This is a genomic window from Paenibacillus sp. FSL L8-0708 (assembly GCF_038009325.1).
Classification (GTDB): Bacteria; Bacillota; Bacilli; order Paenibacillales; family Paenibacillaceae; genus Paenibacillus_AQ; species Paenibacillus_AQ odorifer.
Window position 1 is genome coordinate 5,821,690 of sequence record NZ_JBBPBC010000001.1, and the last position, 22,781, is coordinate 5,844,470.

Genomic DNA, 22,781 nt, shown 5'->3' on the forward strand with positions numbered 1-22,781 from the left:
CTACCATTAAGCTCCCACGGCCTTCAGCCAGGCTTCGGCGATCCAGCCGTTACCCGCCGCCGTAGGATGAACTCCATCCGGCGACCAATATTAAGGGCCGGTCCCGCTGGCCGCTGCCGTGAATAACCCGTTAAGCGGAACATAGGGCAGGCGAAATTCTCCTGCTAGCTGGCGTATAACCTGGATCTTCGGGTCCAAATCCTCCGCCACGTTCTCTGTTCTTCCCGTACGGGAAGCAGGAAAGGTTCAACGAGAACTATGATTACATTTAATTGGTCCTTGGTGACGGTCAGAAGGTCCCGGTATAACGTGTAGAACTGTTCGGTTCTCAGCGGATTGTTCTCATCGTAGCGTCTCCAGGTATCGTTGATTCCCACAAAGATGGACACGAGCGTAGCCTTCAAATCATGGCAATCCTTCTGCCATCTACGCGTCAGTTCGATGACTCGATCTCCTCCCACATCCCGATTGAGAAAGATGGCTTTATTGTCCGGATGCTTATAGCCGAACTGGGCGGCGATCACCTGGGCGTACCCGATTCCGAGGTCTAATCCGTCCTCCTGGCGGCGCCAGTTCTCGGTGATGCTGTCTCCCTGGAATAAGACAATGCCGTTTGCCGGTAAGGACCATCGTTGATTCACTCCTTGACCTGTGTGGGGATAAGGGTAGCTGTGATGGACGCCACGGACAACTCCGCATAGCCGATGCTTGTGTCACTTGCCCCATAATACATTTTGAGGAGGCCCTCCTCATAGAGTGCTCCGCACGGAAAGATAACGTTACCGAAGAACCCTTCTGTCTCGTACTCTGCTTCCGGGGACATGAGCGGCAAAGCGCTGCGCGCGAGAACCCTCCACGGCTCGTTCTTGTCCAGCAATAAAGCCCCTATCGAGTACTTGTTGTCGCGGTCCGCCCCGTGGTAAATTTCCAGCCAGCCCTCGTCGATCTCCAGCGGCACCAGGCTGGCGCCGATCCGCCCACCGTCCCACTGCCGTTCGCGTACGCCGATCAGCTGTCGGTGATTGCCCCATTGCATCAGATCGGTGGATTCGGCGATCCAGATTTCCGGCTGACCGTAATGGGAGCAGGAAGGCCGGTGAAGGGCATAATATTGGCCCTGTATGCGCTGCGGGAACAGGACGACATCTTTATTATCCGGATGGAACAGATTACCGTGCCGCTTAAAGCCGATAAAATCCGTGGTAGAAATCATTGAGGCACAAATCCCGTACTCCGATATCGCGGAATAGGTGATATAGTACGTATCGCCGATTTGCGTAATCCGCGGGTCTTCGATTCCATAGCTCTCGTATTTCGTCTCCGGCGTAATCGCCGGCCTGTCGTCTATGCGGAAATGAAGACCGTCACTGCTTCGCGCCACCCTGAAGTGAGAAATCGAGGTCAAATAATTCCGCTCTGACGTCTTGACCACCCGGGGGTCGGAGAAATCGTATTCCGGCTTGCGCGGAATGGCATGCAGGATAACTTCGCCCAATTCCACATCATACAGCGGGGTTAAGTATACCGAAGGGTCCCGGTTAACCGCTGTCTCGGCTACGCGAAGCATAAGGATGACCTCATCGCCAAGACGCGCTACCCCGGCATTGAATACGCCGATAACTTCCATCGCAGAACTGGAAGGAAGGATATCCGCCGGCTTTATAATCGGGTTAAGTTTTGATCTGTGCACTTCCATGGTCTGAACACTCCTATTCTTTCGTTACGCATACATTATAGAAACAAAGCATCATCAGATGCGAATCCAGGTCGAAAGGAACTCATCAGCAGGCCTCCCTACCGCTGCTCGTATTCTAGAAAAGGATCGGAAATCTCTATTCTGTAGGCTTCGGCATCACTGGCCCCGACATACAACTCGGCCAATCCTCCGGTCTTCCGAACCAGGCCGCCGCTGAAAATAACATCCACCAGATCGGCCCGCTTGCTGTCTCCCTCCGGGAAGTCGGAACGCCGCGCAATGATCTTCAGTGGCGTCCGCTCCAAGGTATCCGGGTTGAAGGCGAAGGTGACCGCATAATAATGCCTATGGCCGCTGCCGTCGAAAGAAGCGATATGCCCCAGTACGCCGATCCGGCCGTCTGCCAGCAAATGTGGTTCATTGGCTCCTCCCCATTCCTCCAGTGCAAACTGGTTCTCAAACAGCGGAGCCGCTTCGATGTCTTCCCGTGTAATATCCGCGAGCGAACGCGCTTTATAGAAGCCGATGCTTCCCCGGCCACCCTTGAGCCCCTGTGGTCTTGTCAGCACGCCAATCTCACCGTCTGTCAGTTCAATAAGACGCAGATCCTTCATGTGATAAGGCCCTTTGAGGAAGGCCCGCAGACTGGCGATGTCCTTGCCACGGTAGAATTGGGTTACCCAAGATACGATATGCTCCGGGTATAGCGGATCGGGAATGACCCGCACACCTCCGAAGATAAGCTCCCCGTTGATCAGGGTGAAGAAAGGGTCCTGCAGCTCATAGGAAGGATAATCGGGATGCGGCACCCAGACATCTTGCTCCTGCCGAAAAAAAACAACCTCGGAATATTCCGTCTCCCGGCCCTCCAGGCGTCCGGCAATAATCTGTTCACCCCGGTCGATGAAAGGTGCGGTAATGTTGTATACGTCCTTTCCTCCCGTTCCTTCAAAACGAAGCTTAGTCCCTTTGAGGGCGTTTCCTTTGCCGTATTGCTCCAGTAACGATAAGGTAGTTTGGATATCGTTTTGTTCGAATTGCATAAAGTGCCTCCACCAGGTTTGCAAGCAAACCCTTTCTATATATAAAAATGATGTTCCGGTGATATAATCATACGCCGGGCATCCTCCGGAACGGGATAGAGGCATTTGCCGCAATCACAGGATTTTTTTATCTGCCTGAGGCGGTCAGCACAAAAAAAAGACCCATCCGGCAAAATTTTCTCCTGCCGGATGGGTCCATAGCGGATATTCAGCTTTTTCGGCTCAGCACACGGTACTCAGACGGTGCTACCCCGTTTTTCATGCGGAAGATTTTGCCGAAGTACTTCTCATCCTGGAAACCCGACAGCTCGGCAATCTGGTAGACGGGATAATTTGTGGTATGCAGCAAGTGCTGGGCCAGCCGGATATTGCGGTCCTGCATATAGTTCACGAATGATACGCCCACAATCTCCTTGAAGCATTTGCTGAAATAGCTGATGCTCATATTAATGGCCTTGCAGATATCACTCTGGCTTAATTTATTGCCTTCATGTCGGCTTATGATATCGAGGGAACGGATGATCGAATCAATCACATCCTCCGAATGCATCGTGCCTCGCAGCAGCTTCATCGCCTCCCAGCGGTAGGAAGACAGCCAGCTCTTGAGATCGGCGAACGAGTTCATTTCCGCAAGCTCCGGTTCCCCTGACTGCAGCTTCTCAAGCACCGGACAGATCAGGCTCCAGTTCCGATGAGCAGTAGCAGCGTGATCCCTCCATTCGGAGAGGCTCAGGCACTCCTCGGAACGGCGCATCAATTCCTCAAATTCCGATTCCTTCACCAGCCAGGACAACCCCTTCCATCGCTTGAACAGCTTTTCCTTCTGGCTGGAATCCTGACTTTCCTGAAGCTTCTCACGTTCCTCGGCTGCAAAGGACTGGTGAATCTGCGTCGATACCCTGCCGAGCAACGCATCAACGGATTGATCGTCAAACTGTGTTTTCACCATATAATCCATGGCCCCGAGTCTGAGCGCCTGCTGCAAATAATCAAAATCCTGATGGCAGGTCAAGACGACGGTGCGGACCTTCGGGTGCTTATCCCTCAACACTCGGATGAAATCAAGTCCGTTCATGCCCGGCATGGAGATATCAGTGAATACAAGATCGACATCTTGGCTTCCTATCACAGGGAGCGCTTCTTCTGCGGAGGAGGCATCACCTACCAACTGCATCCCGTACCGCTCGAACGGGAGTATGCTGATGATGCCTCTGCGAACCAGCGGCTCATCTTCCACCAGATACACCTTAATCATTAGAATCCCTCTCTTTCTAAAGTTGCCGGTATGCGGATGGTAATCACCGTACCTTCGCCAATTTTGCTGTTAATGGTCATTTCCGCCCCGTTGCCGTAGTACACCTCCAGCATTTTCCGCACGTATCCCAGTCCGATGCCCATTCCAGATTTCTCGCTCTTGTCTGTATTCAACAACTCGTTCATCCGCTCCTCCGGAATCCCGTTCCCCTCGTCGGCCACCGTTAGCAATATCACCTCCGCTGTCCGACGCACGGTTACACTGATGGAGCCTTGATCGCTCTGCAGTCCGTGGTACAGCGCATTCTCCACGAGTGGCTGAAGCACAAAGCGGGGAATGGGAACCGCTTCGATCTCCGGGTCCAGCTCCACAGGAATATTGAACCGGTGATCATAGCGGATATTTTGCAGCTCGATATAATCCTGAAGCGCATCAATCTCTTCCCGGATGGTCACGATCATATTATTCTTTTTCAGATTATAGTGCAGCACTCGCGTAAAGACTTTAACCAGCTCGAAGATATCCATCTGGCCCTTCTCCAGCGCAAGGAACTGGATCGTGTTAAGCGTGTTGTGCAAAAAATGCGGATTGATCTGGGACATCAACTTCTCTACTTCAAGCTCCGCTTTGCGGCGCTCCTTGTCCTCCACCTCGGCGAGAAGTCCGGTGACTTTCTGTCGCATCTCTTGAAAGCTGTTGAAGAGGGAATTGAATTCCTTCAGGCGGGTGTGCAGCTGGGGCAGTTCCTTCTGATTGTAGCTGAACAGCTTGATCTCCTTGTTTATATGGCTCAAGGGGCGATAGACCATCCGCCAGATAAACAAGACGGTCATGACTGTGAGCGTCAGCGACAGCAGTGCCGTAAGCAGAAACTGAATCTGCCATTGATTCAATTCTTTCGTATACACGCTCTGCGGAATCAGAAACAGCTCCTTCCAACCGTTCACCCCTTCGGCCGAGAAAGACTTATAGGACTGGAGCCGACTGTCTCCCGTCTTAAGCAGGGTTCCCGCCGAAATCTCCTCCACTTGCGAGAACAGCACCTTACCTGCGGGATTGACTATCAATTGGTTAATGGAAGCGCCGATATCCTTCGAGGACAGCTTGATATCCGGGGCAAACCGAGTTTCCAGGTAAATGTAGAACACATTCCCAAGACTGTACTCTATTTTGCGGGTGAGCGAGAAGACCGCTTCGGGATGGCCCACAAACACGGAAGGATGTGGCCCTTGGTAGGAGAGTTGATTGGCCACGTACAGTGTGGGAAATAAGTTTCCCATGAAATGCTCCTTCGAGATCTCGGCCTGCATCGGCGCGGATTCGAATTGGAACGGCGCTTCGCTGTCCGGGAAATAGAAGAGCAGTCCGTTGACAGTGGGGCTGGAAAAAATAATATTGGTCATCGACTTATCGATGGCGAGATACTGCTCCGTCTTCTGCACTGGATCATTGTTATGCAGATACTCGATGACGTCATCCCCCATTCCCCCATCGACTACCAACAGCTGCGAGACACTACTCAAATTGGCGAAAACCTTCTCTAGGGAATCCTTACGTGCATTCACCATTGACTGATAATTGGAACTGATTTTCTCCTCCTGTGCCTTGTACATCCAATAATACGAAGTGAACCCGATCAGGATAATGGGCGTGATTGTAACGATCACGAGCAGAATCCACAATCGTCCCTTCAGTGTATCCGGCCAAAAGAGCTTACGCCAAAGCCGCTTCTCCACCATTCTCATTCCCATCGCCAATCCCCCCGGAACCTAAATTATACAATCGCGGGCGGAGAGGCGTTACCTGCTCATTTGTTCTTATACGCGTGTTTTTTTGTCCGCGCTGCCTCTGAAATCCCCATCCCCGCGTATAATCAGTATAACACGGAAGCGCTACACACATAGAAAAGAGGGCATTCCAGCTATTCTCTGAAATGTCCTCTGAAGGGTTTACAGCCTCCTAAGCTCCAGTCTGATAATCAATGACAATCCCGTTGCAGCGCCTAATGCTGCCTTCGTCCGTTAAGGTTCCATCTTGCGGAATGATAACCGCCAGCACCGCCGAAGACGGGGGCAGCTTGAGCTGGCGTGAATCACCGGGAAGCAGCCTGTGCGCCGCCGCGTCGTACACCCGGAGGTCCGCCGCGCCTTGTATGACGTTCACCGTGACAGGAACGTTAAAAGGATTGAAGTACAGATAAGTCGGAAAGGCTTCCTCCCGGTAATAATCCGTGCGTAGGCAATCCAGCTGCAAAATGCCCTCCACTTCGGTCTTTTCAATGATCCCGCCGAAGAGGCCGACATGCGAGGAACCGTACAGGCCAAGATCAATCCCGCCCCAACTGTAACGGATCGGATCTCCCGTGGCGTAGGGGCTCTGGTAATCCCACCACTTGCGCAGCCCCTCATAGGCAATCACGTCATCCTCGTCAGGAATGTAGAACGAGCAGGACTGCTGCTTGCCGGGCAGGAAAGTCGGGTAGAACAATCTTGCCGCGTTCGCCGCATTCAGCATCCATTTCCCGATATCGTGAGCGAATCGGCTGTCGTAGCGCACCAGCGGCACAAGCGCTGCTGCCAAGGAAAACGTATTGGCAGCAAATGCGTAGCCGCTGCGCTCCGGATCATAATCGGCTCCAGCATTTTCCTTCACCGCATCCCAGCGCTGCCCCCAGTCTGTAAGGCTGCCGCATAAGCCGTGGCAATCATAATCGCCCCACCGCTCAGCCACGATACCCCACCCTGGACGGCAGGCACTATCCCCATCGAAGCACCAATTGACCAGCATTTTCATATCGAAGCTTCTGCCGTGCTGCGCATTCATTCTAGCGGCTGCATAAGCGCCGTAAGGCAGCAGGATTTCATAGAACGGATTCTCGCCTCGCTGTTCCAGCGATAGCAGGCATTCTTCTGCTGCCTCAAGCCTCTCCTGCCCGCCCCAGCGGATATAAGCCATCAGCTGAAGCCAGGCGACACCGGCCGCACCCTCCGGTTCCTTCCACCTTCCGTTGTCCACCGGTTGCATTGTCTCGAAGCTAAAGGCGAGATGATTGAAGTCCGGCAGGCCAGACTCATCCTTCAGCGCCCGGCAGGCCGACAGCCATTGATCAGCAGTCTCCAGCATAATATCATCAAGTTTGCCAGCACCGGGATAATAATAGGCCAATGAATAGAGCAGGATATGCGGATAGATCTCGTACCAGAACGTCCGGCCGGATCTTAAATCCGTGCGGTTAAGAAATAAGTGCTCCCCGTTATCCGTATTGAAGTAAGCCTCAAGCATGACCACCCGGTCTGCCCCACCCGTTCTTTTGTCCAGTCCGGTCAGTGTTGCCCCGAGTACCGCCGCGGCCGTATTAACAGCCTCGTGCCGGTCTCCTCCCCGCTTCATTCCGAGATAAGAAGGTAGACCGAAGGTCTCTGGCACGCCGTTGTGCCCGGTTAAGTCCCTCCAGATCAGGGGAAAGAAGTCCCCTTGGCGGTGTTCATCAAATACCAGTCCGTCATATCGTATGCTCACTTGCTTCCAGTCCCGCATGAGATAAGGGCTGGGCATATCCGGCATGTTCTCAACTTTGGTAATCATCGCGGCCGCCTATCCTCCTTTAGCAACAGCCTGTGAATTATTGAATGGGATTAGCGTCGAGATAAGCCTGAACCTGTTTCTTCACTTCGGCTTTGATCGTTTCGATATCCGCCTGCAGCTTCTTATTGCTCTCCCATTTCTGCTGCAGCTTCTGCAGCCCTTCTGTAGGATTCTCTACCATCCCAAGGGTATAGCTCAGCTTTTCGGTTGCAATGTTGGCGAAATCCGGGTTGGCCAGCTGGCCTTTGACCGGATCCTGGTTGAAGGCGAAGCCCGTTAACGCCGATTTCACGAAGCTCTTCTCGTCCGCCACATAACGGTAGTAGTCAACCAGCTCATTAGGCACATCCGCCGGCAGGCGGATATAATTCGGGTTGTTCGTCATAAGATAGCCGGAGAAATTATAGTTCTGCCCGAGGTCAATCCCTTCTGGATATGCGAATTTATCATCGCCTACGGCCTTCCAGTTCGTTCCTTCGATGCCCAGCTCAAACAGATCATGATTGGCCTGGCTTTCGAACAGCCAGTTGATGAAGGAAATCGCCCGGTCCGCGTTCGCGGATGACTGCGGAATGCAGAGGAAATTCCAGTAACGGAAATCGCTGATCCAGGTCGGATTAGGCTGTACTTTATTTCGGACATCCTTCTGGTACAGGTAGACACCAAGCTGCGCATCCGGATTGCCGGCCAGCAGCTCGGAGTTCAGGGTCGAGAAGTTCGACAAGCCTTCCGTCATGGCTGCAGCCTTGCCTGCGGTGAAGGTTCCTCTCGCATCCTTTCGGACAATGGGTTCCTTCTCGATATATCCTTTGTCATGCCATTCACGAATGGTCTCGAACGTTGAATACTCCTTCACATTCAGTGGCGCCGGGAAATTGGCGATGCTGGCCACCTTGTCGCCCGTCATGCTGATATCCGTCACCTTATTGTCTTTGATGATCATGGTAGCTGTTACATCCGGCCCTAGCTTCAGATCCCAAGCCCCCAGTTGCGGCTTATTGGGCTGTTCCTTCTGGTCGGCGATGATTCCGTCCGCTCCGTAGTTGCCATCGTTCTTAATAACGAATGGGATTACATTCTTGTCGTTCTTAAGTACGTTGTCGAAATAAGCCAGCAGATCCTCATGATTCTTGATGTCAGACATACCGTATTTGGCGGCAAAATCCTTCCGGTAATAAATAGCGTTTACATCTCCGAGGTATTGGCCAATCGGCACGCCGTAGGTATGCAGCTGACTGTCAGCGCCAGTGAATTTGTTGTTGTTCAGAATCTTGTCGCCGAACGCCTTCTTCAGTCCCGGATAACTGTCATTATTGAAATAGGAGTCCAGATTGGTATAATTGTCCTGTGCAATGAATGTATTCATATTCATCCACGGCGCATCAAAGGCGATATCGACCTGCTCTCCCGCAGCCAGCTTCAGCTTCAGCTTGTTGACATAGTCGGCTTGCGGCGTGAACGTTACATTCAGCTTCAAATTAAGCGTATCTTGGGTCTGCTTCTCAAATTCGGCAACAATGTTATCGAACTGCTTGGGCTTATCACCCCACAGCATCACGTTCAGCGTCATTTCTTTTGGCTTCGCATCCGCCGGGGTAGCGTTATTGCCCGCTGCCGTCGGTTCGGCCGTGTTGCCTCCGTTATTATTGCCCCCGCCACAGCCGCTCATCACGGTCATCAGCATGACAATGGCAAGCGCCGTAACTATTTTCTGTTTCTTTTTCATTTTCAACCCTCCCATGAATGTATGCCTCAACTCTATGTCAATCGGTCCTATGCCAATAAGAACACCGGCCGAGATTGACCTTTACATTTGACTCTTGCAGCCAGTTGCCTGCCTTCACCCTTTAACGGCTCCTACCTTCAGACCGCCTACGAAGTAGCGTTGGAGGAACGGATACAGGAAGATGATCGGCCCCACCGTCACAATTGCCGTCGCCAAGCGGACGGTATACGCCGGTGCAACCTGACTGGTGGATTGCGCGCCGGCTACGGCGATGTTCTGCGCCATGTCCACATTACGGATAATCTGCATGATGATGTATTGCAGCGAGAACAAATCTGGGTTGTCGATATACAGCATCGCCGGTGTCCAGGACGACCAGTAACCGAGAGCATAGAACAGGCCGATAGTAGCCAATGCGGGCAGCGACAACGGAAGGACAATGGATCTGAGAATGCGACTTTCTCCCGCTCCCTCCAGCTTGGCCGACTCGAACAGTTCCTTCGGGATGTCGTTGAAGAAATTTCGCATCAGGAACAGGTTCCAGGGCGACACCAGCACCGGCAGAATGTACACCCAGATGGAATTCTGCAGATGCAGATATTTGGTCGTAAGGATATAGCTGGAGACCATTCCGCCGCTGAACAGCATAGTGAAGTAGAAGAACATCGCAATGTGGGACGCATAGTACAGTCTCCGCCCGGAGAGCGCATAGGCCGCCATGCTGGTAATGACCAGACTGAGGAACGTCCCGACAACGGTGATGAAGATGGTGATCGAATACGCGCGAGGAATCGTACTCGTCGTGAAGATGGCCTTATAAGCCGAAACGGACATTACACTGGGAAACAGCTTGTATCCGTCGCGGAGCAGGGTCGATTCATCCGTGAGCGAGCTTGCCAGAACAAGCAGGAAAGGATAGAGACACGCTACTGCGAATACGGCGATGAATACGTAGAAGAACACGGTCATCCATTTGTCGTAGATAGAATTTTTCATTGTACATACCCTCTCCTTAGAATAAAGCCGAATCTTTATCGAGCTTCCCGGCAAGCTTATTGGCAACCATCACAATGATGAATCCGACAACCGACTGATAGAGGGCAATCGCCTGGGTCATACCCAGAGAGCCTACCGTGCGCAGAGAGCGGAATACGTAAGTGTCAATGGTATCGGTTGTCGGGAACAGCAGGGAATTATCGCCGATCAGGGAAAAGATCATTTCGAGATTTCCGCCGAAAATATTGCCGAGACTCAGCAGGAAAAGCATGGAGATGGTGCTTTTCAGCAGCGGTAAAGTGATGCGGAAAATGCTCTGGAATCTGGAGGCGCCATCGATTCTGGCCGCCTCATACAGTTCCTTGTCGATCCCGACAATGGCCGCCATATAGACGATTGCGCCGAATCCGGCTGTTTTCCACAAATTCATAATAACAAAGATCGGAGGCCAGACTCCGGCATCGGTGTAGAAGCTGATCGGCTGCATGCCCAGAACGTCCATCAGCTTGTTGATAACTCCTGTATCCGCGCTGAAGAAGGTAACGGCGAACAGCCCGATAATCGGCCAGGAGATGAAATTGGGCAGGATCATCACGGACTGCATCGTTTTGACCGCAGCGTTCTTGCCAAGCTCGGTCAACATAATGGCCAGGGTGAGCGACATTACCGTGCCGGTTATGATGAACAGGATATTGAAGACCACCGTATGCCCGGTGATGACAATCCAGTTCTGGCCTCGGAAGAAGAATTCGAAATTGCTGAATCCGACCCATTCGCTATGAAATATTCCTTTAAGGGGGTTGAAGTCCTGAAAGGCGATAGAAATGCCGATGAGCGGCAAGTAGGCGAATATAATACTGAACAGTACCGCAGGTATTGTCAGCATATACAGATATTTATTGCGCAGGAGATCCCGGGGGCCCTGCAACCGGATGGCCGGTTTCATATTCTGTCACTCCTTCCATAGTTCTTCCCGGCTAATGTCCGGGGAGTACTTCTATTATAATTTCCGAAAGCGCTCTCCCGTTACCTGACGGGTTATCGGGATACGGGGGTTATTTTCGTCCAAAGCTGTCTGCACACAAAAAAAACAGCCAAACTGACGAAGAATTCACTCCGTCCGTCTGGCCGGCAAACCGGCTTGGCCACCCCATGCCTTAGGGTTCCAGGTCATATGATTTTTTCAGTTTACCTAGATACTAGTTTAGAGGCAGACCTTAGGGATGAAGCTGTCCGTCCGGTCCGGTAATTGTATTATTGTCTAGATACATGCCGCTGAAGGCGCGCTTCAGTCCCGGATAGTCGCCGCTCCCGAAATACAGATCAAGATTCGCATAGCTCCCCTCCGCGATAGAAGTCGTTCATGTTCATCCACGGTGCATCAAACACTAAATCTACCTGTTCACCTGCGGCGAGTTTCAAATGGAGCATATCTATCGTCTGCTGCTCGAATTTGGCCATCACCACGTCGAACTGCTTGGCTTGTCTCTCCAAAGCGTAATATTTAATGTGGCAGGATCCGCACTGTCAGCTGTCGATTGCCGTTGTTGTTCCCGTCAGCATTGAAACAAGACTCAGCAGACCTCCGTTTTGTATAATTAAGAACGAGAGCATAAATGAGCGTGCTGTGAACCTTTTCATAGGCAACTCTTCAATTCTTCCAGCATACGTTTTCATCCCTACCAATATAATCTGAAACTGCCTGACGGAAATTTTCCCGGTATGGATACATCCCACGTAAGCACAAGTGGGAACGGCTCTGCCGTCCTTTTTAAGACCGGTACTGTTTCAGTGAGAAATCGAAGGATAATTAATAGCGTTAAGCCTATAAATTCGTATATTTTCAAAAAATCCGCCAGTTGTATTGGCGGATCAAAAATGGATGCAGAGAGAATAACCAGCAGAATGAAAAGAACTACTTACGGATAATTCCTCCACGAAATAAATATCAATACTATTTGACTTTCCTACAAATAGGTTTTCCATAATAACAACTCTATAAAAGGAAGAGGACATCACAAATATATTCATAGGGTATATTTTTCTGACATTATCCCTGTCCGCGCAACTTGACCCATTCAATGCGGCGCAATAGGTCAAGGGGCTGTGAGGAGGGGTTCATGCCTGCCTGGTTGGTTGGCTGGGGCGATAGCTGCCGATATATTTACCTTTATTCTGCTCTCCTTAGGTAGGCTGCTTAAGGCAGGCAAACTAAGCGGCATCAAACGCACCTAAGCCTGAAGTCCCACTGCAGGTATCCGGTGGGACTTCAGAATAGAGCAACTGAGAGAAAATAATTACCCCTTGAGGGTGGACAGAATTTCCCCATATCCTTCAAAAGGATAATCGATCACAATTCTTCCGGCCTCGGCATCGCTGATTCCGCTGTACAGATCCGCTTTGCCGTCCTCGCGCATCACAATGCCGGCAGTAAAGGCACAATCGATCAGGCTAGGTCTTTTGGCCGGTCCAGCCGGATAGCAAGGACGGGTACCGATGATTTTGAGCTCCTGTGCCTGATGCGTTTCGGTATCGAATACAAAGCTGATGTTCAGATACACTAGGATATCCTGGCCGTCTTCGCCTTTGTCCAGATAGCTTTTATGCCCGATGACGCCAACTTTTCCGCTGCTCAGCAAGTAAGCCTGGTTGCAGCCGCCCCATTCATCCTTCCCGAACAGGCCGTCAATCACCGGAGCGGTCTCGATCACCTCCGCCGTGAGTTCGTCCAGACTGTTAATGATCGCAAACCCGACGATGGATTCACTGCCGTAACGCTTGCGGATTTCTTCGCTCCGTGGTCTGGAGAACACTCCAATCCGCTTGTCCTTCAATTGAACAAGGCGAATATCCTTCATGTAATCCGGGCCGGTCGTGAAATAATAGAGATCATTCAGATCCGTGCCTCTGTAAAAATAGCCGTAGTAGGTCTCTCCCTTGCCCTGCTTGTAGCGGACATGGGTGCCTCCCAGAATCATCGTTCCGTCCATGATGCTGATATACGGGTCCTCCAGCTGGTAAATCATGCTGTCTTGAACCAGCGTCCACTCGTCTTCCCCGGTCTGCTCGAACAGTCTCACCCAGGAACGCGCCCACTCCTCGCGTTTTTCCACACGGCCGTAGATATAGGTTTTATCTTCCCACGGAAAGGGGAGGGAGGGATTGTAGACATCGAACCCCTCGACTCCGTGAAATTGCAGCTTTTTGCTGTCATAAATCATTTTGGTCTCTTCGAATTGCTTTCTTTGTTCCTGAAGGTTCATCATCGTTGCCTCGTTTCTTGTAGGATTTATCGCCGGGCGGACAAAGAGTAGGGAAGTTCCTTATTCGCTGACGCCCGCTCATCCGGTTCAGCGGACAGCTTGAATTGAATGGTAGCTCCTTGCGTCAGCTGTTCATGGGAGAAGTACAAGGCTTGATGTTGCTGCCCGTTCAGCTTGACATCCTGCACGTAGCAATGGCCTTCCGCCTGGTTCTCCGCCTCCATGCGGATTTCCTTCCCGTTCTCCAGATGCAGGGTGATTCGTTCGAAGACGGGACTGCCGATTACATATTCGGGAACGCCGGGACAGAACGGATACATCCCCAGGCTAGCAAAAATATACCACGCGCTCAGGCTGCCGTTATCTTCATCGCCGGGCAGTCCATCCGTCTCGGCGCTGAACAACTCCTCCGCCGTTTTTCTCACCCAGAACTGGGTTTCGGCTGGCGAGCCGATCACTGCGAAAATATAGGGAAAATGAAAGCTCGGCTGGTTGCTGATGGCAAATTGCCCGAAATTGACAGCAGCCATCTCCGACATCTCATGAATCTCGATGTCATAGCCGCCAGTTTTGAATTCCGGAGGAGCGGTCATCAGCTCCTTCATCCGTGCCAGAAGCACCTCTCTTCCGCCCATCTGTTCGGCCAGCCCCAGCATGTCATGCTGAACGGCCCAGCTGCTCTGCCAAGGCCCCCCTTCACAGTAGGCTCCGCCCCACTTCAGGAGATCGAACGCCTCCAGCCAGCTTCCATCCGCTTTCCTGGCCCGCATGAAGCCAATCTCAGGGTCAAGCAGGCGGGTGTAATTGCCCGCACGGCCGATCAGCAGCTCGTAATCTTCCCTTCTCCCCAGATCCTTTGCGACCTGGGCAACACAGAAGTCCCCGTAGGCATAATCCAGGGTGCTGCTGACACTTTCATGATAAACATCCGCCGGCAGGTATCCGTATTTCTCATAGGCCTCGAAGCCCTTTCTTCCGAAACGGGGGTCCTTGGAAGCCTTCAAGGCATGCTTGCGCAAGCCTTCATAGGCGAGGTCAGTATCAAAGCCTTCGATTCCTTTGGCATACGCATCAGCGAACACAGCATCAATCAGCGTCCCCGGCATGGCGCTACGTTCACCCGGCGAGCACCACTTGGGCAGCCAGCCGCCCTCTTGATAGGCATTGACATAGGATTGCAGAATCTCGCCCAACCGGCTTGGAAAGAGCAGGCTGAACAAGGGATACGAGGTCCGGAACGTATCCCAGAACCCGTTGTCGCAGTACATCGGCCCTTTCTCAATCTGTCCGTTATATGGACTGTAATGGATCTGCTGCCCGTCCTCCGTGAATTCATGCCACATCCGGGGAAACAGACAGGTCCGGTACAGGCAGGTATAGAAGGTGCGGAGCTTGCGTTCGCTCCGGTCCTCGACCTGAACCCGGCTCAGCGTATCTTCCCAGGCCTGCGTCGCCTCCGCCCGGACAGCATCGAAGGATTTGCCGCCGATCTCCTGATTGAGGTTGGTGATGGCCTGCTCAATGCTGATGAATGAAGTGCCTACCGTAAGCCCCGCCTCGCCAGACTCCGGCAGGCACAGGCCGATAAAGGCTCCGACACGTTCACCGGTTCCGCTCAATTGAATAACAGTCGCCCCGTCCCCTGTGAAGGTGCCGCAGGCCTCTACATCAAAGTCGCAGTCGAAATCCATCACGAAATACATAGCGAAGTTCTCGGGAACACCCTCCGAATTGGCCCGGGTGTACCCGCTCAGTCTTCGGGCTGCAGGGTCGATCGTAACCGAGGATTCGCCTGCAAACGGCACGGCGAGCATTCTCGCCTCCTCACGCTGCGTGAACTTCATGCGAATGCTCGCACAGCGCTCTGTCGGGCTTAGCTCCAGAGAAGCACGATAGCGCCGCAATGAAATACGGAAATAGTCGGGCTTAACCGTCATGTCCTCCGGGCGAAAGGAGGACGAACGCTGACTGGCCGGCAGGGCCAGTACCCCGCTCTGCGGCATCAGAACGAGATGTCCATAATCCCTGATCCATGGACTGGGCTGATGGGTCAGGCGAATCCCTTCGAAATGACGGTGATCGGGATGGAAGAACCAGCCATGGCCAGCTTCGTCCGTTTGCGGACTCCACGCCGCCATGCCGAATGGCCGGGCAATGAGCGGAAGCGTATTTCCGTTAGAGAATCGAAATGTAGAGGCTGTCCCCTGCAGAGGATTGACATGCTGTAATAAATTCAAGATAAAACACCAACCTTTTCTTCATGTTCTATTTCTAAAAAACAGATGAGGCTGAGATTAGATAAACAAAACCTAGAACAGCGATTGGCTGCTAGGTTTTGCCTCATTACTCTTTATTGATTGCTTTGATAATCCTGCATCCGCAGCAGCATCGCTACTGCTTCCGCTCGGCTTGCTGTAGCATTCGGTACGAACTTGCCCTCGCCGCGACCGTTTACGATCCCGAGTTGGTGCATGGCTTCAGCCGCAGCCTTCGCCCACTTCGGAATGGCTGCGCCATCCGCGAAGCTGGTTGCGTCTTGCGCATTCAGCGGCAGCTCCAGCGCTCTCGCGATCATCGCCACCATCTCCGCACGCGTGATAAGCTCGTTCGGCTGGAAGTTGCCATCCGGGTAGCCGCTGACGATTCCAGCTGCCACTGCCTTCGTCACCGCTTCCCTTGACCAAGCTCCGATCTTCGCTTCATCCGCGAAGGCGAGAGTTAAGCCTTCCCCTTTCCAGCCAAGCGCTTTAGCCAGCATCACCGTGAATTCAGCCCGGGTGATCGCAGCGTTCGGTTTAAACGTGCCATCCGGATAGCCGGTGATCAACTGCTTGCTCACCGCGTTGCGGATAACATTCTCGCCCCAATGTCCGGCGATGTCCGTGAACGTAACAGCAGGCTGCCCCGGATTCGGTTCGACCGCCTTCTTCCCGACCGCCATTACCGCAAATTTCGTAAAGTGGTTCACTACAGCCGTCATCCACTCTCCGTTCACGACTCCGCCTACTTCTATCCATTCCCTCTTCTCTTCATTATAGTAGAAAATGGCTGCTCTCTGATTCACACCTACCTTAGCCGGATCAAACTTCATCGTGAGGATGACCGATTTGCGGAATGGCCCCGGCACATTCTTCGTCATCTCATAAACGGAGCTGATGAAAGCTCCTTGATCAGCTTGCGGTATAGCCGCCGTCGCGAGCTTTTCAATGATCACTCGCAGTTCACTGTTCGCCGCACCTACCGGAAGCGAAACCGTCACGTCTCCGTTCAGGCTCACTTCGCCGGATTTGCCGCTCGGGATAACAATACTGCCATTCGTGGAGATGACCGTAGACAAAGCGCTAGTCCCTGTGCTACCAGAATCACCTCCGTTATCTGGCGTTACCGGAGCAAGCGGAGTCACAACAGCCATGTTCGAGAACGCGCTCTCCCCGGCCGCATTCGCGGACTTCACCGCGAATGCATAGCTCATGCCGTTCGTCAATCCAGGTACCGTATAAGCGGTGGCCGTAATACCCGCCTCGACGAGTTCCCATGATCCGGGATCGGCTGGGGCCTTCCCTCCCTTATAGCTGTAGACGGAATAGCTATTCGCCCCAGTGGCGGCACTCCAACTCAGAACCGTGCTTCCATTCCCTGTCGCAGCGCTCAGGTTTCGTGGCGCTGCCGGAACTTCCGGCAATGTCGCACTCGGCACTCCGATGATCACGTTGGAGAAGTCACTCTCCCCGGCCGCATTAACAGCCTTCACCGCGAACGCGTAGCTCGTTCCGTTGGTCAATCCGATTACCGTGTAAGTGGCCTCCGTTACGCTGGTTGTCAGCTTCCACTCGGCCGGATCGACCGGGGCCGATACACCTTCATACCGGTACACCGCGTAAGTCACCGCATCCGCTGATGCGTCCCAGTGAAGCCGCACCTCTGCGTCCCCTGCCACTCCGGTCAAGTTCACCGGGGCGAACGGAACCGTATGTGCTTCACCGGTGGGAGTCGCAACCACAGCGGGGGAGAAGTCGCCTACCCCGGCCAGATTAACCGCTTTGACTGCAAAGGTATAATTCGTTCCATTGGTCAGTCCCACAACCGTATAGGTCGTCGGTTCAAGGTCCGCTTCTACAAGCTGCCAAGCGCTTGGATCGGCAGGCGCCGCGTCGCCTTCGAAGCGATATACCTGGTAGCTGTCCGCATACGGAACAGCATCCCAACGAAGCGTGACCTTCCCATCACCCACCAGCGCAGTCAGATTTGCCGACGCTTCCGGAACTTCCGGATTCACATAATCGGTTCCCCATTGAACGGTCACACCGGTTTGCACTGTGATCGGGGAAAATGCGCCAGGTAGTTTCAGAGCTTCTCCGGATAACTGAATGGTCGCACCGTTAATATCCGCGTCGAAGATCTTCCCCATCCATGTCAGTCCCGCGACTCCACCGGTCGCTCCGGGTAACCGAACAAAGGCGGGAGCTCCAAGGTCCATACGATATCCATTGGCCATCCACACGTTATCGATGAGGTTAACGATTCCAAAGAGAGAAGGATAAATACTCGTCGCAATTGGAATGGCGTTGATATCGTCCGAAGACTTCTCGTATACCTCAGCGAAGGTCTTCGTTCGCACGATATCGCGGGTGACGGAATGAATGAATGAGGAGGCTTCCTCACTTAACCCGTGATCCAAGAGACCGTAAGTCATATATTGCGCGTTAGGCGCTTTAAGCCCTTTGAAACCTGCTAACTGCATCTCCGGGTTATACTCCGAGTGGAAGCGGTCCACCAGCTCATTGACATAATATTCGGGCAGTCCGGGCACATGGAGACCGGTGGCCACAGAACTGGTCTGTCCGGTGAGGTCGGGTCGACTTCCGTCCAGCCAATGCTTATAGAGGGTTGTCCCTTTCTTCGGGAAAAACCAGCTCTTGTAATCCTCAGTGAGTTTCAACGCCGAGTTTGCCCACTCTTCTGCATCGGCCGTTTTGCTGAGGCTCTCGGAGATTTGCCGCGCATATTCATAATCGATAATGAGCGAGATGACAAATTCCCCGTCCCGTTCATTCGGACCGCCGTCGCCAAAACTCCAGCGCAGATTGTTGGCAGCCCAGCGCAGATGCTTGACCAGATTGTCATAGATTCCTGCCAATCGTTCCTTATCCCCGGTGATCTGATAGAGAATCCAGGCGGTCTGGGCCTTCCGGGCCGGAAGCGATTCGCCTCCCAGCTTACCGTCCGTCTCGACACCTGCCATCATCCCTTCGAAGGTCTCCCAGGCAATATCCGGCTCCACATAAGCCAAGAACTGCATACCGAACAGCGAGTCCCAGCTTGCCGAAGCTTCTGCTCCTTGCGGTCCGGACGTGTACATCGAAGGCTTCCCGGTGGCAATCTGCCGATGTGATCCCCCGCGCTCAGGTGTTGGCGGCAGTATGTTTTGGGAAAGCCCGATCCATGCCATATAATACATTTGCTTCACATCTTCGGAAGTAACGCCGACTTTATTGACATGGAGAATATCGAAGTCCTCAACCACCGGCACCTTGGCAAGGAATTCGTCCCAGTATGTAGCATAGTGGGCTCTACTGGTTGCAACTCCTTCAAGCGTCGCCGCTGCTGTTGCTCTCTGCGCGGCCGTATCGATGGCACTCGCGTCTCCACCTACGGCATAGCCGATGCCGACGGCATAGTCTCCCTTCCCCGGCAAGGTCGCAACCCAATAACCGGAGCCCGAAGAAGGCGTCTTCATCGCGTTGTGTCCCAAGCGCACATCATTTGCCGATGTGAAGAAGAATGGAACCGCATCTTGAGGCAACGCGATGGCGTATGTGTAATCCCGATCCTTGTCAATGACCGTCAACACGTTCCCGTCGGCTGCAAAGGCTGCAGAACCGGAGTACTCGCCAGCGACCGCGATAGCTCCGGCAGACAAGTCGGAGTGAATTGTCCGTGTCACCGATTCCGTGTCAAAGAAAAGATCAGAACCTGTAACCGCTCCTGCAGAATAGGTTCCGTTATAATCGATCGCCTCGGGGCGCCATATCGTCTGCGACGTAGTTGCCGTATTTAGCCAGCGGTCATCGGAGTGAATAGCTAAATGATCGATTTTCGTCCATGAGCCCTGTCCGCCAACCTGAAAAATCTTGATCTTGAATTTTTTGACTCCCGACCAGCCTGTGATTCCGGCCAGATCGTAGGTAAATACTCCTGTATCCGAAGTGTCGCCTTGGAGGGTATAAGGCTCATACTGCCCGCCGGTATTGAGCTTGATGGCCCACTTTCCAGTGGTCTCCGGAATTTTCACGCTGAGCGATGGCGTCTCGCTGAGATTGACCGTCACTTCACGCTCAATCGCACCGTAGCCATCATTCGATCTGATCGTGATTTTGCCCAGCCCGTCTTCATAATTCATAACGGTTTGATTGCCGGCGCTTTCAGCGGTTTTCCACAGTGTGGAAGTAACGGAATCGAAGACATCTTCGAACCCGATCTGCTTGCCCTCATAGGGATCCTTTGTATTTGTTGGCGGAACACCTTGGAATTGCAGGGAGTCAAATTCGGCTGTGTTCCCGCTTCCGCCGCTCACAAAGAGCATCACCTTGAAGGTCTGGTTGCCCGTTAGTTCCTTTGTCTGAGGCAATGTCCTCAAATCGAACAGGAAGGAACCGGTTTGGGTCGTGTCCTGCTGAACATCCCGCTGATAGCCTTTATCGATTTTGAGTGCCCATTTACCGGTTGCTTTCGGCACGGTCACTGACAAGTAGGGCGAGTCTGTAAGGTTCAGGGTGATTTCCTTGGACGTGACGCTTCCCCAATCGCCGGTTGTCGTTACCACTGCGCATCCATCTGTCGCAGAGGCGGTTACACCGGAAGTCTGCCAATCATTGGCTGAGAGATTGTCAAACGGCTCATTAAAGACGACCGGTTTTTGTTCGACACTGGGAGGCAGCATTCCACTTGCTTGGAAGGTCTCCAACAGCCGATCCTGTCCCTTGGCTTTTCCTTGTACGTAATAGCCGCTACCGAGCGGAAAATGCGCGCCGCCGTCCGGATGGTTGCCCGGGTTGAGAACAATGCGAGAATCCGGGATGGACAGCCATCGTTGCTGCGTTGCCGAGCTGTCCGCAAGCTGGGCCGAGGTCATTGAAAGTGTCGAAGTCATCCCGCTTTCTTGCACCGGTGATGCGTAAATACGATCAACAAGATTCACAGAAAATAATGAAACGGTCAAAGACAAGGCTAAACAAGCACTTATCATTTTTTTCATGTGATTTTCAACCTCCTGAGTTCAAACTGAAGCCCGCCCCTCTTCCCTGCGGAGCTTCGGGTTGAGATATTTTTAAATCAAGGGTCCTTCGTATGACACTGTATCGAATATATCTTCCAGCGGAATGTCCGCCACAGCCATCACTTCATCGAGCGCTCCGTGATACAGAGTCAGCCAGCTGCGTTCGATGCGGATCGGCACTGTGCCACCGCCCATCAGCCGCCTTTCCATGCGCCCGGGCGCAGCCCCATCAGGAAGCGGTGGCTACACCTGTGTTTAACGCATAAAGAGGGAAGGGAACGAATTCTCCGCAAAGCGGTAAGCTACATCCTCTTCCCCACAGGTTATCTTTGCTTACTTGGCCGGCATTGCGTCGACTTGCTTCTGAATCTCGTCGATGACCTTCTGACCGCCAACCCCGAGAATCTTGTCCTTCATCATCTTTAATCCTTTATCGGTAGGCAATACACCTTGAGCCATCGGCAAGTACAGGGAATCATAGAAAGGAGAAACCTTAGCGTACTCCGTCTTGACCTGATCCGCGTTGAAGGTGAACCCGGAAAGCGGACTCAAGAGAAAGGTTTCGGCCAATTTCGACTTCTCAAACCATTCCTTATCGCTCGGCAGCATACTGTCCGGGGTACGAACTAGGGTAGGACGCCATGTCATGACATATCCCGGGAAGGAGTAATTGGACAGCTGTTTGAAGGACGTATCTCCCGATGCTTCCCAATCCTTGCCTTCAATTCCGTATTCCAAAAGGTCATGATTTTCTTTAATAGAAAGCCAGTTGGCTACGTCCATTACCAGATCGGCATGCTTAGAGGCTTTAGGAATGCACATAAAGTTCCATTGCTGGAATGTTGAATACGGCTTAGCCGATTGGTCGTAAGGCACTACCACTTCAAGCTCGACACCTGGAATCTTGAGCGCTTCCAGGTATTTCAGACCTTCCACTCCGTCAGACGCATACAGCGTTGCCGCATACTTACCTTGCGTGAACAAGGTTTGCGCATTTTGCTCCTGAGCAATATTCTTGGACAGGATACCGTCATTGTAAAGCTTTGTGATCCGGTCGAAATTCTGCTGGAGGGACGGATTCTCCCAGGCGCCTACTATCTTCTTGTCTTTCTGGGAGTAATAGAACATCTTAACCGTAGTTTCCACATAGTTATCTTTGCTGGTATTATTTGAATAATCGGTGAAGAGATTCGGCATAGTGTCGGCTCTGCGACCATCGACAATGAATGGTTTGATCGTCGTTTCCTTTTCCTTCACGGTATAAAGGAAATCTTCAACATCTGCAACCGTTTTCAACTCCGGCATGCCGTATTTCTCACGAAGATCCTTCCGGATCAAGAAACCGTTCATCGCTCCTTGAGTTGTGCCCAGCGGAATTCCCATAATCTTGCCTTCGAATTTGTTCGACGCCCACATTTGCTCAGGGATCGAATCCTTCAGTTCCTTGCGGGCCGCCACCATGTCGTCAAGCGGAATAATGGAACCGCTTGAAATCATTTGTGCCATCGATAGCCAGGGAGCGTCCAGGTACATATCAAAATCCTCTCCTGCCGACATCTTGACCGATACGGAGTTGCCATAATCCGACCATGGCAAGAAATTGATATTCAGAGAAGCGCCTACATTGTCGGCTTTCAGCTTCTCGTTCACGGCCTTCATTACCTCCTCGAATTCGTTAGGCTTATCGCCGGGAAAATACGCTTTCAATTCAACGATTTCCTTTGGGGCCTCCGTAGCTGGAGCCGTGCTGGCCGTGGACACCTCTCCATTAGTGGAATTACTCGGGGAAGCATTCTTGTTTCCCCCGCCTCCACAGCCAGCCAGCAGTAGAGAAAGCGATAAGCCGCTAACGAGAATGGTACTGATTGCTTTGTTTTTTTTCATAATTTGACCCTCCTTGAAAAGTAATCATCTATGCGTTAATCCGGTCGCCCGGTTAAT

At 52.5% G+C, this 22,781-nt stretch carries 16 protein-coding genes; all 16 read right to left on the reverse strand.

Translation table 11 applies throughout. The features are described from left to right. Nucleotides 1-164: 164 nt before the first annotated feature. Complete coding sequence (locus NYE58_RS27560) at nucleotides 165-641, reverse strand: GDSL-type esterase/lipase family protein (RefSeq protein ID WP_306083607.1); 477 nt, start codon at nucleotides 639-641, stop codon at nucleotides 165-167. Then, entirely contained in the window at nucleotides 638-1,696 is a 1,059-nt protein-coding gene (locus tag NYE58_RS27565) for a glycoside hydrolase family 130 protein (RefSeq protein WP_340397247.1), read from the reverse strand. The genes NYE58_RS27560 and NYE58_RS27565 overlap by 4 nt, the downstream gene beginning before the upstream one ends. Before the next feature lie 98 nt (nucleotides 1,697-1,794). After that, entirely contained in the window at nucleotides 1,795-2,739 is a 945-nt protein-coding gene (locus NYE58_RS27570) for a DUF1861 family protein (protein WP_340397249.1), read from the reverse strand. A 208-nt stretch (nucleotides 2,740-2,947) separates the two neighbouring features. Next, nucleotides 2,948-3,994, reverse strand: a complete 1,047-nt coding sequence (locus tag NYE58_RS27575; RefSeq protein WP_340397250.1) for a response regulator — start codon at nucleotides 3,992-3,994, stop codon at nucleotides 2,948-2,950. Then, entirely contained in the window at nucleotides 3,994-5,745 is a 1,752-nt protein-coding gene (locus tag NYE58_RS27580; RefSeq protein ID WP_339287605.1) for a sensor histidine kinase, read from the reverse strand. Before NYE58_RS27580 ends, NYE58_RS27575 begins: the two co-directional genes overlap by 1 nt. 208 nt (nucleotides 5,746-5,953) lie before the next feature. Beyond that, entirely contained in the window at nucleotides 5,954-7,579 is a 1,626-nt protein-coding gene (locus NYE58_RS27585) for a hypothetical protein (protein WP_339287606.1), read from the reverse strand. A gap of 37 nt (nucleotides 7,580-7,616) precedes the next feature. Next, nucleotides 7,617-9,335, reverse strand: coding sequence for a hypothetical protein (locus tag NYE58_RS27590; protein ID WP_341003571.1), 1,719 nt, complete (start codon nucleotides 9,333-9,335; stop codon nucleotides 7,617-7,619). A gap of 84 nt (nucleotides 9,336-9,419) precedes the next feature. Next, on the reverse strand, nucleotides 9,420-10,301 hold the full coding sequence (locus tag NYE58_RS27595; protein ID WP_340397255.1) for a carbohydrate ABC transporter permease: 882 nt from the start codon (nucleotides 10,299-10,301) through the stop codon (nucleotides 9,420-9,422). Nucleotides 10,302-10,317: 16 nt separating this feature from the next. After that, nucleotides 10,318-11,247, reverse strand: coding sequence for an ABC transporter permease (locus NYE58_RS27600; RefSeq protein ID WP_076208696.1), 930 nt, complete (start codon nucleotides 11,245-11,247; stop codon nucleotides 10,318-10,320). A gap of 377 nt (nucleotides 11,248-11,624) precedes the next feature. After that, nucleotides 11,625-11,762, reverse strand: a complete 138-nt coding sequence (locus tag NYE58_RS27605) for a hypothetical protein (protein WP_179089147.1) — start codon at nucleotides 11,760-11,762, stop codon at nucleotides 11,625-11,627. 66 nt (nucleotides 11,763-11,828) lie between these two features. Continuing rightward, nucleotides 11,829-11,978 (reverse strand): hypothetical protein, encoded by a 150-nt coding sequence (locus NYE58_RS27610; RefSeq protein WP_341003572.1) that lies wholly within the window; start codon nucleotides 11,976-11,978, stop codon nucleotides 11,829-11,831. A gap of 620 nt (nucleotides 11,979-12,598) precedes the next feature. Beyond that, nucleotides 12,599-13,567, reverse strand: a complete 969-nt coding sequence (locus tag NYE58_RS27615; RefSeq protein WP_339287611.1) for an MTP-1 family protein — start codon at nucleotides 13,565-13,567, stop codon at nucleotides 12,599-12,601. Between the two features lie 23 nt (nucleotides 13,568-13,590). Further along, on the reverse strand, nucleotides 13,591-15,801 hold the full coding sequence (locus NYE58_RS27620) for a GH92 family glycosyl hydrolase (protein ID WP_341003573.1): 2,211 nt from the start codon (nucleotides 15,799-15,801) through the stop codon (nucleotides 13,591-13,593). A gap of 113 nt (nucleotides 15,802-15,914) precedes the next feature. Further along, nucleotides 15,915-20,819 carry an S-layer homology domain-containing protein gene (locus NYE58_RS27625; RefSeq protein WP_341003574.1) on the reverse strand — a complete coding sequence of 1,635 codons (4,905 nt, stop codon included), beginning with the start codon at nucleotides 20,817-20,819 and terminating at the stop codon, nucleotides 15,915-15,917. Between the two features lie 72 nt (nucleotides 20,820-20,891). Further along, complete coding sequence (locus NYE58_RS27630) at nucleotides 20,892-21,035, reverse strand: hypothetical protein (protein ID WP_341003575.1); 144 nt, start codon at nucleotides 21,033-21,035, stop codon at nucleotides 20,892-20,894. A gap of 138 nt (nucleotides 21,036-21,173) precedes the next feature. After that, nucleotides 21,174-22,724, reverse strand: coding sequence for an extracellular solute-binding protein (locus NYE58_RS27635; protein ID WP_341003577.1), 1,551 nt, complete (start codon nucleotides 22,722-22,724; stop codon nucleotides 21,174-21,176). Nucleotides 22,725-22,781: the final 57 nt, after the last annotated feature.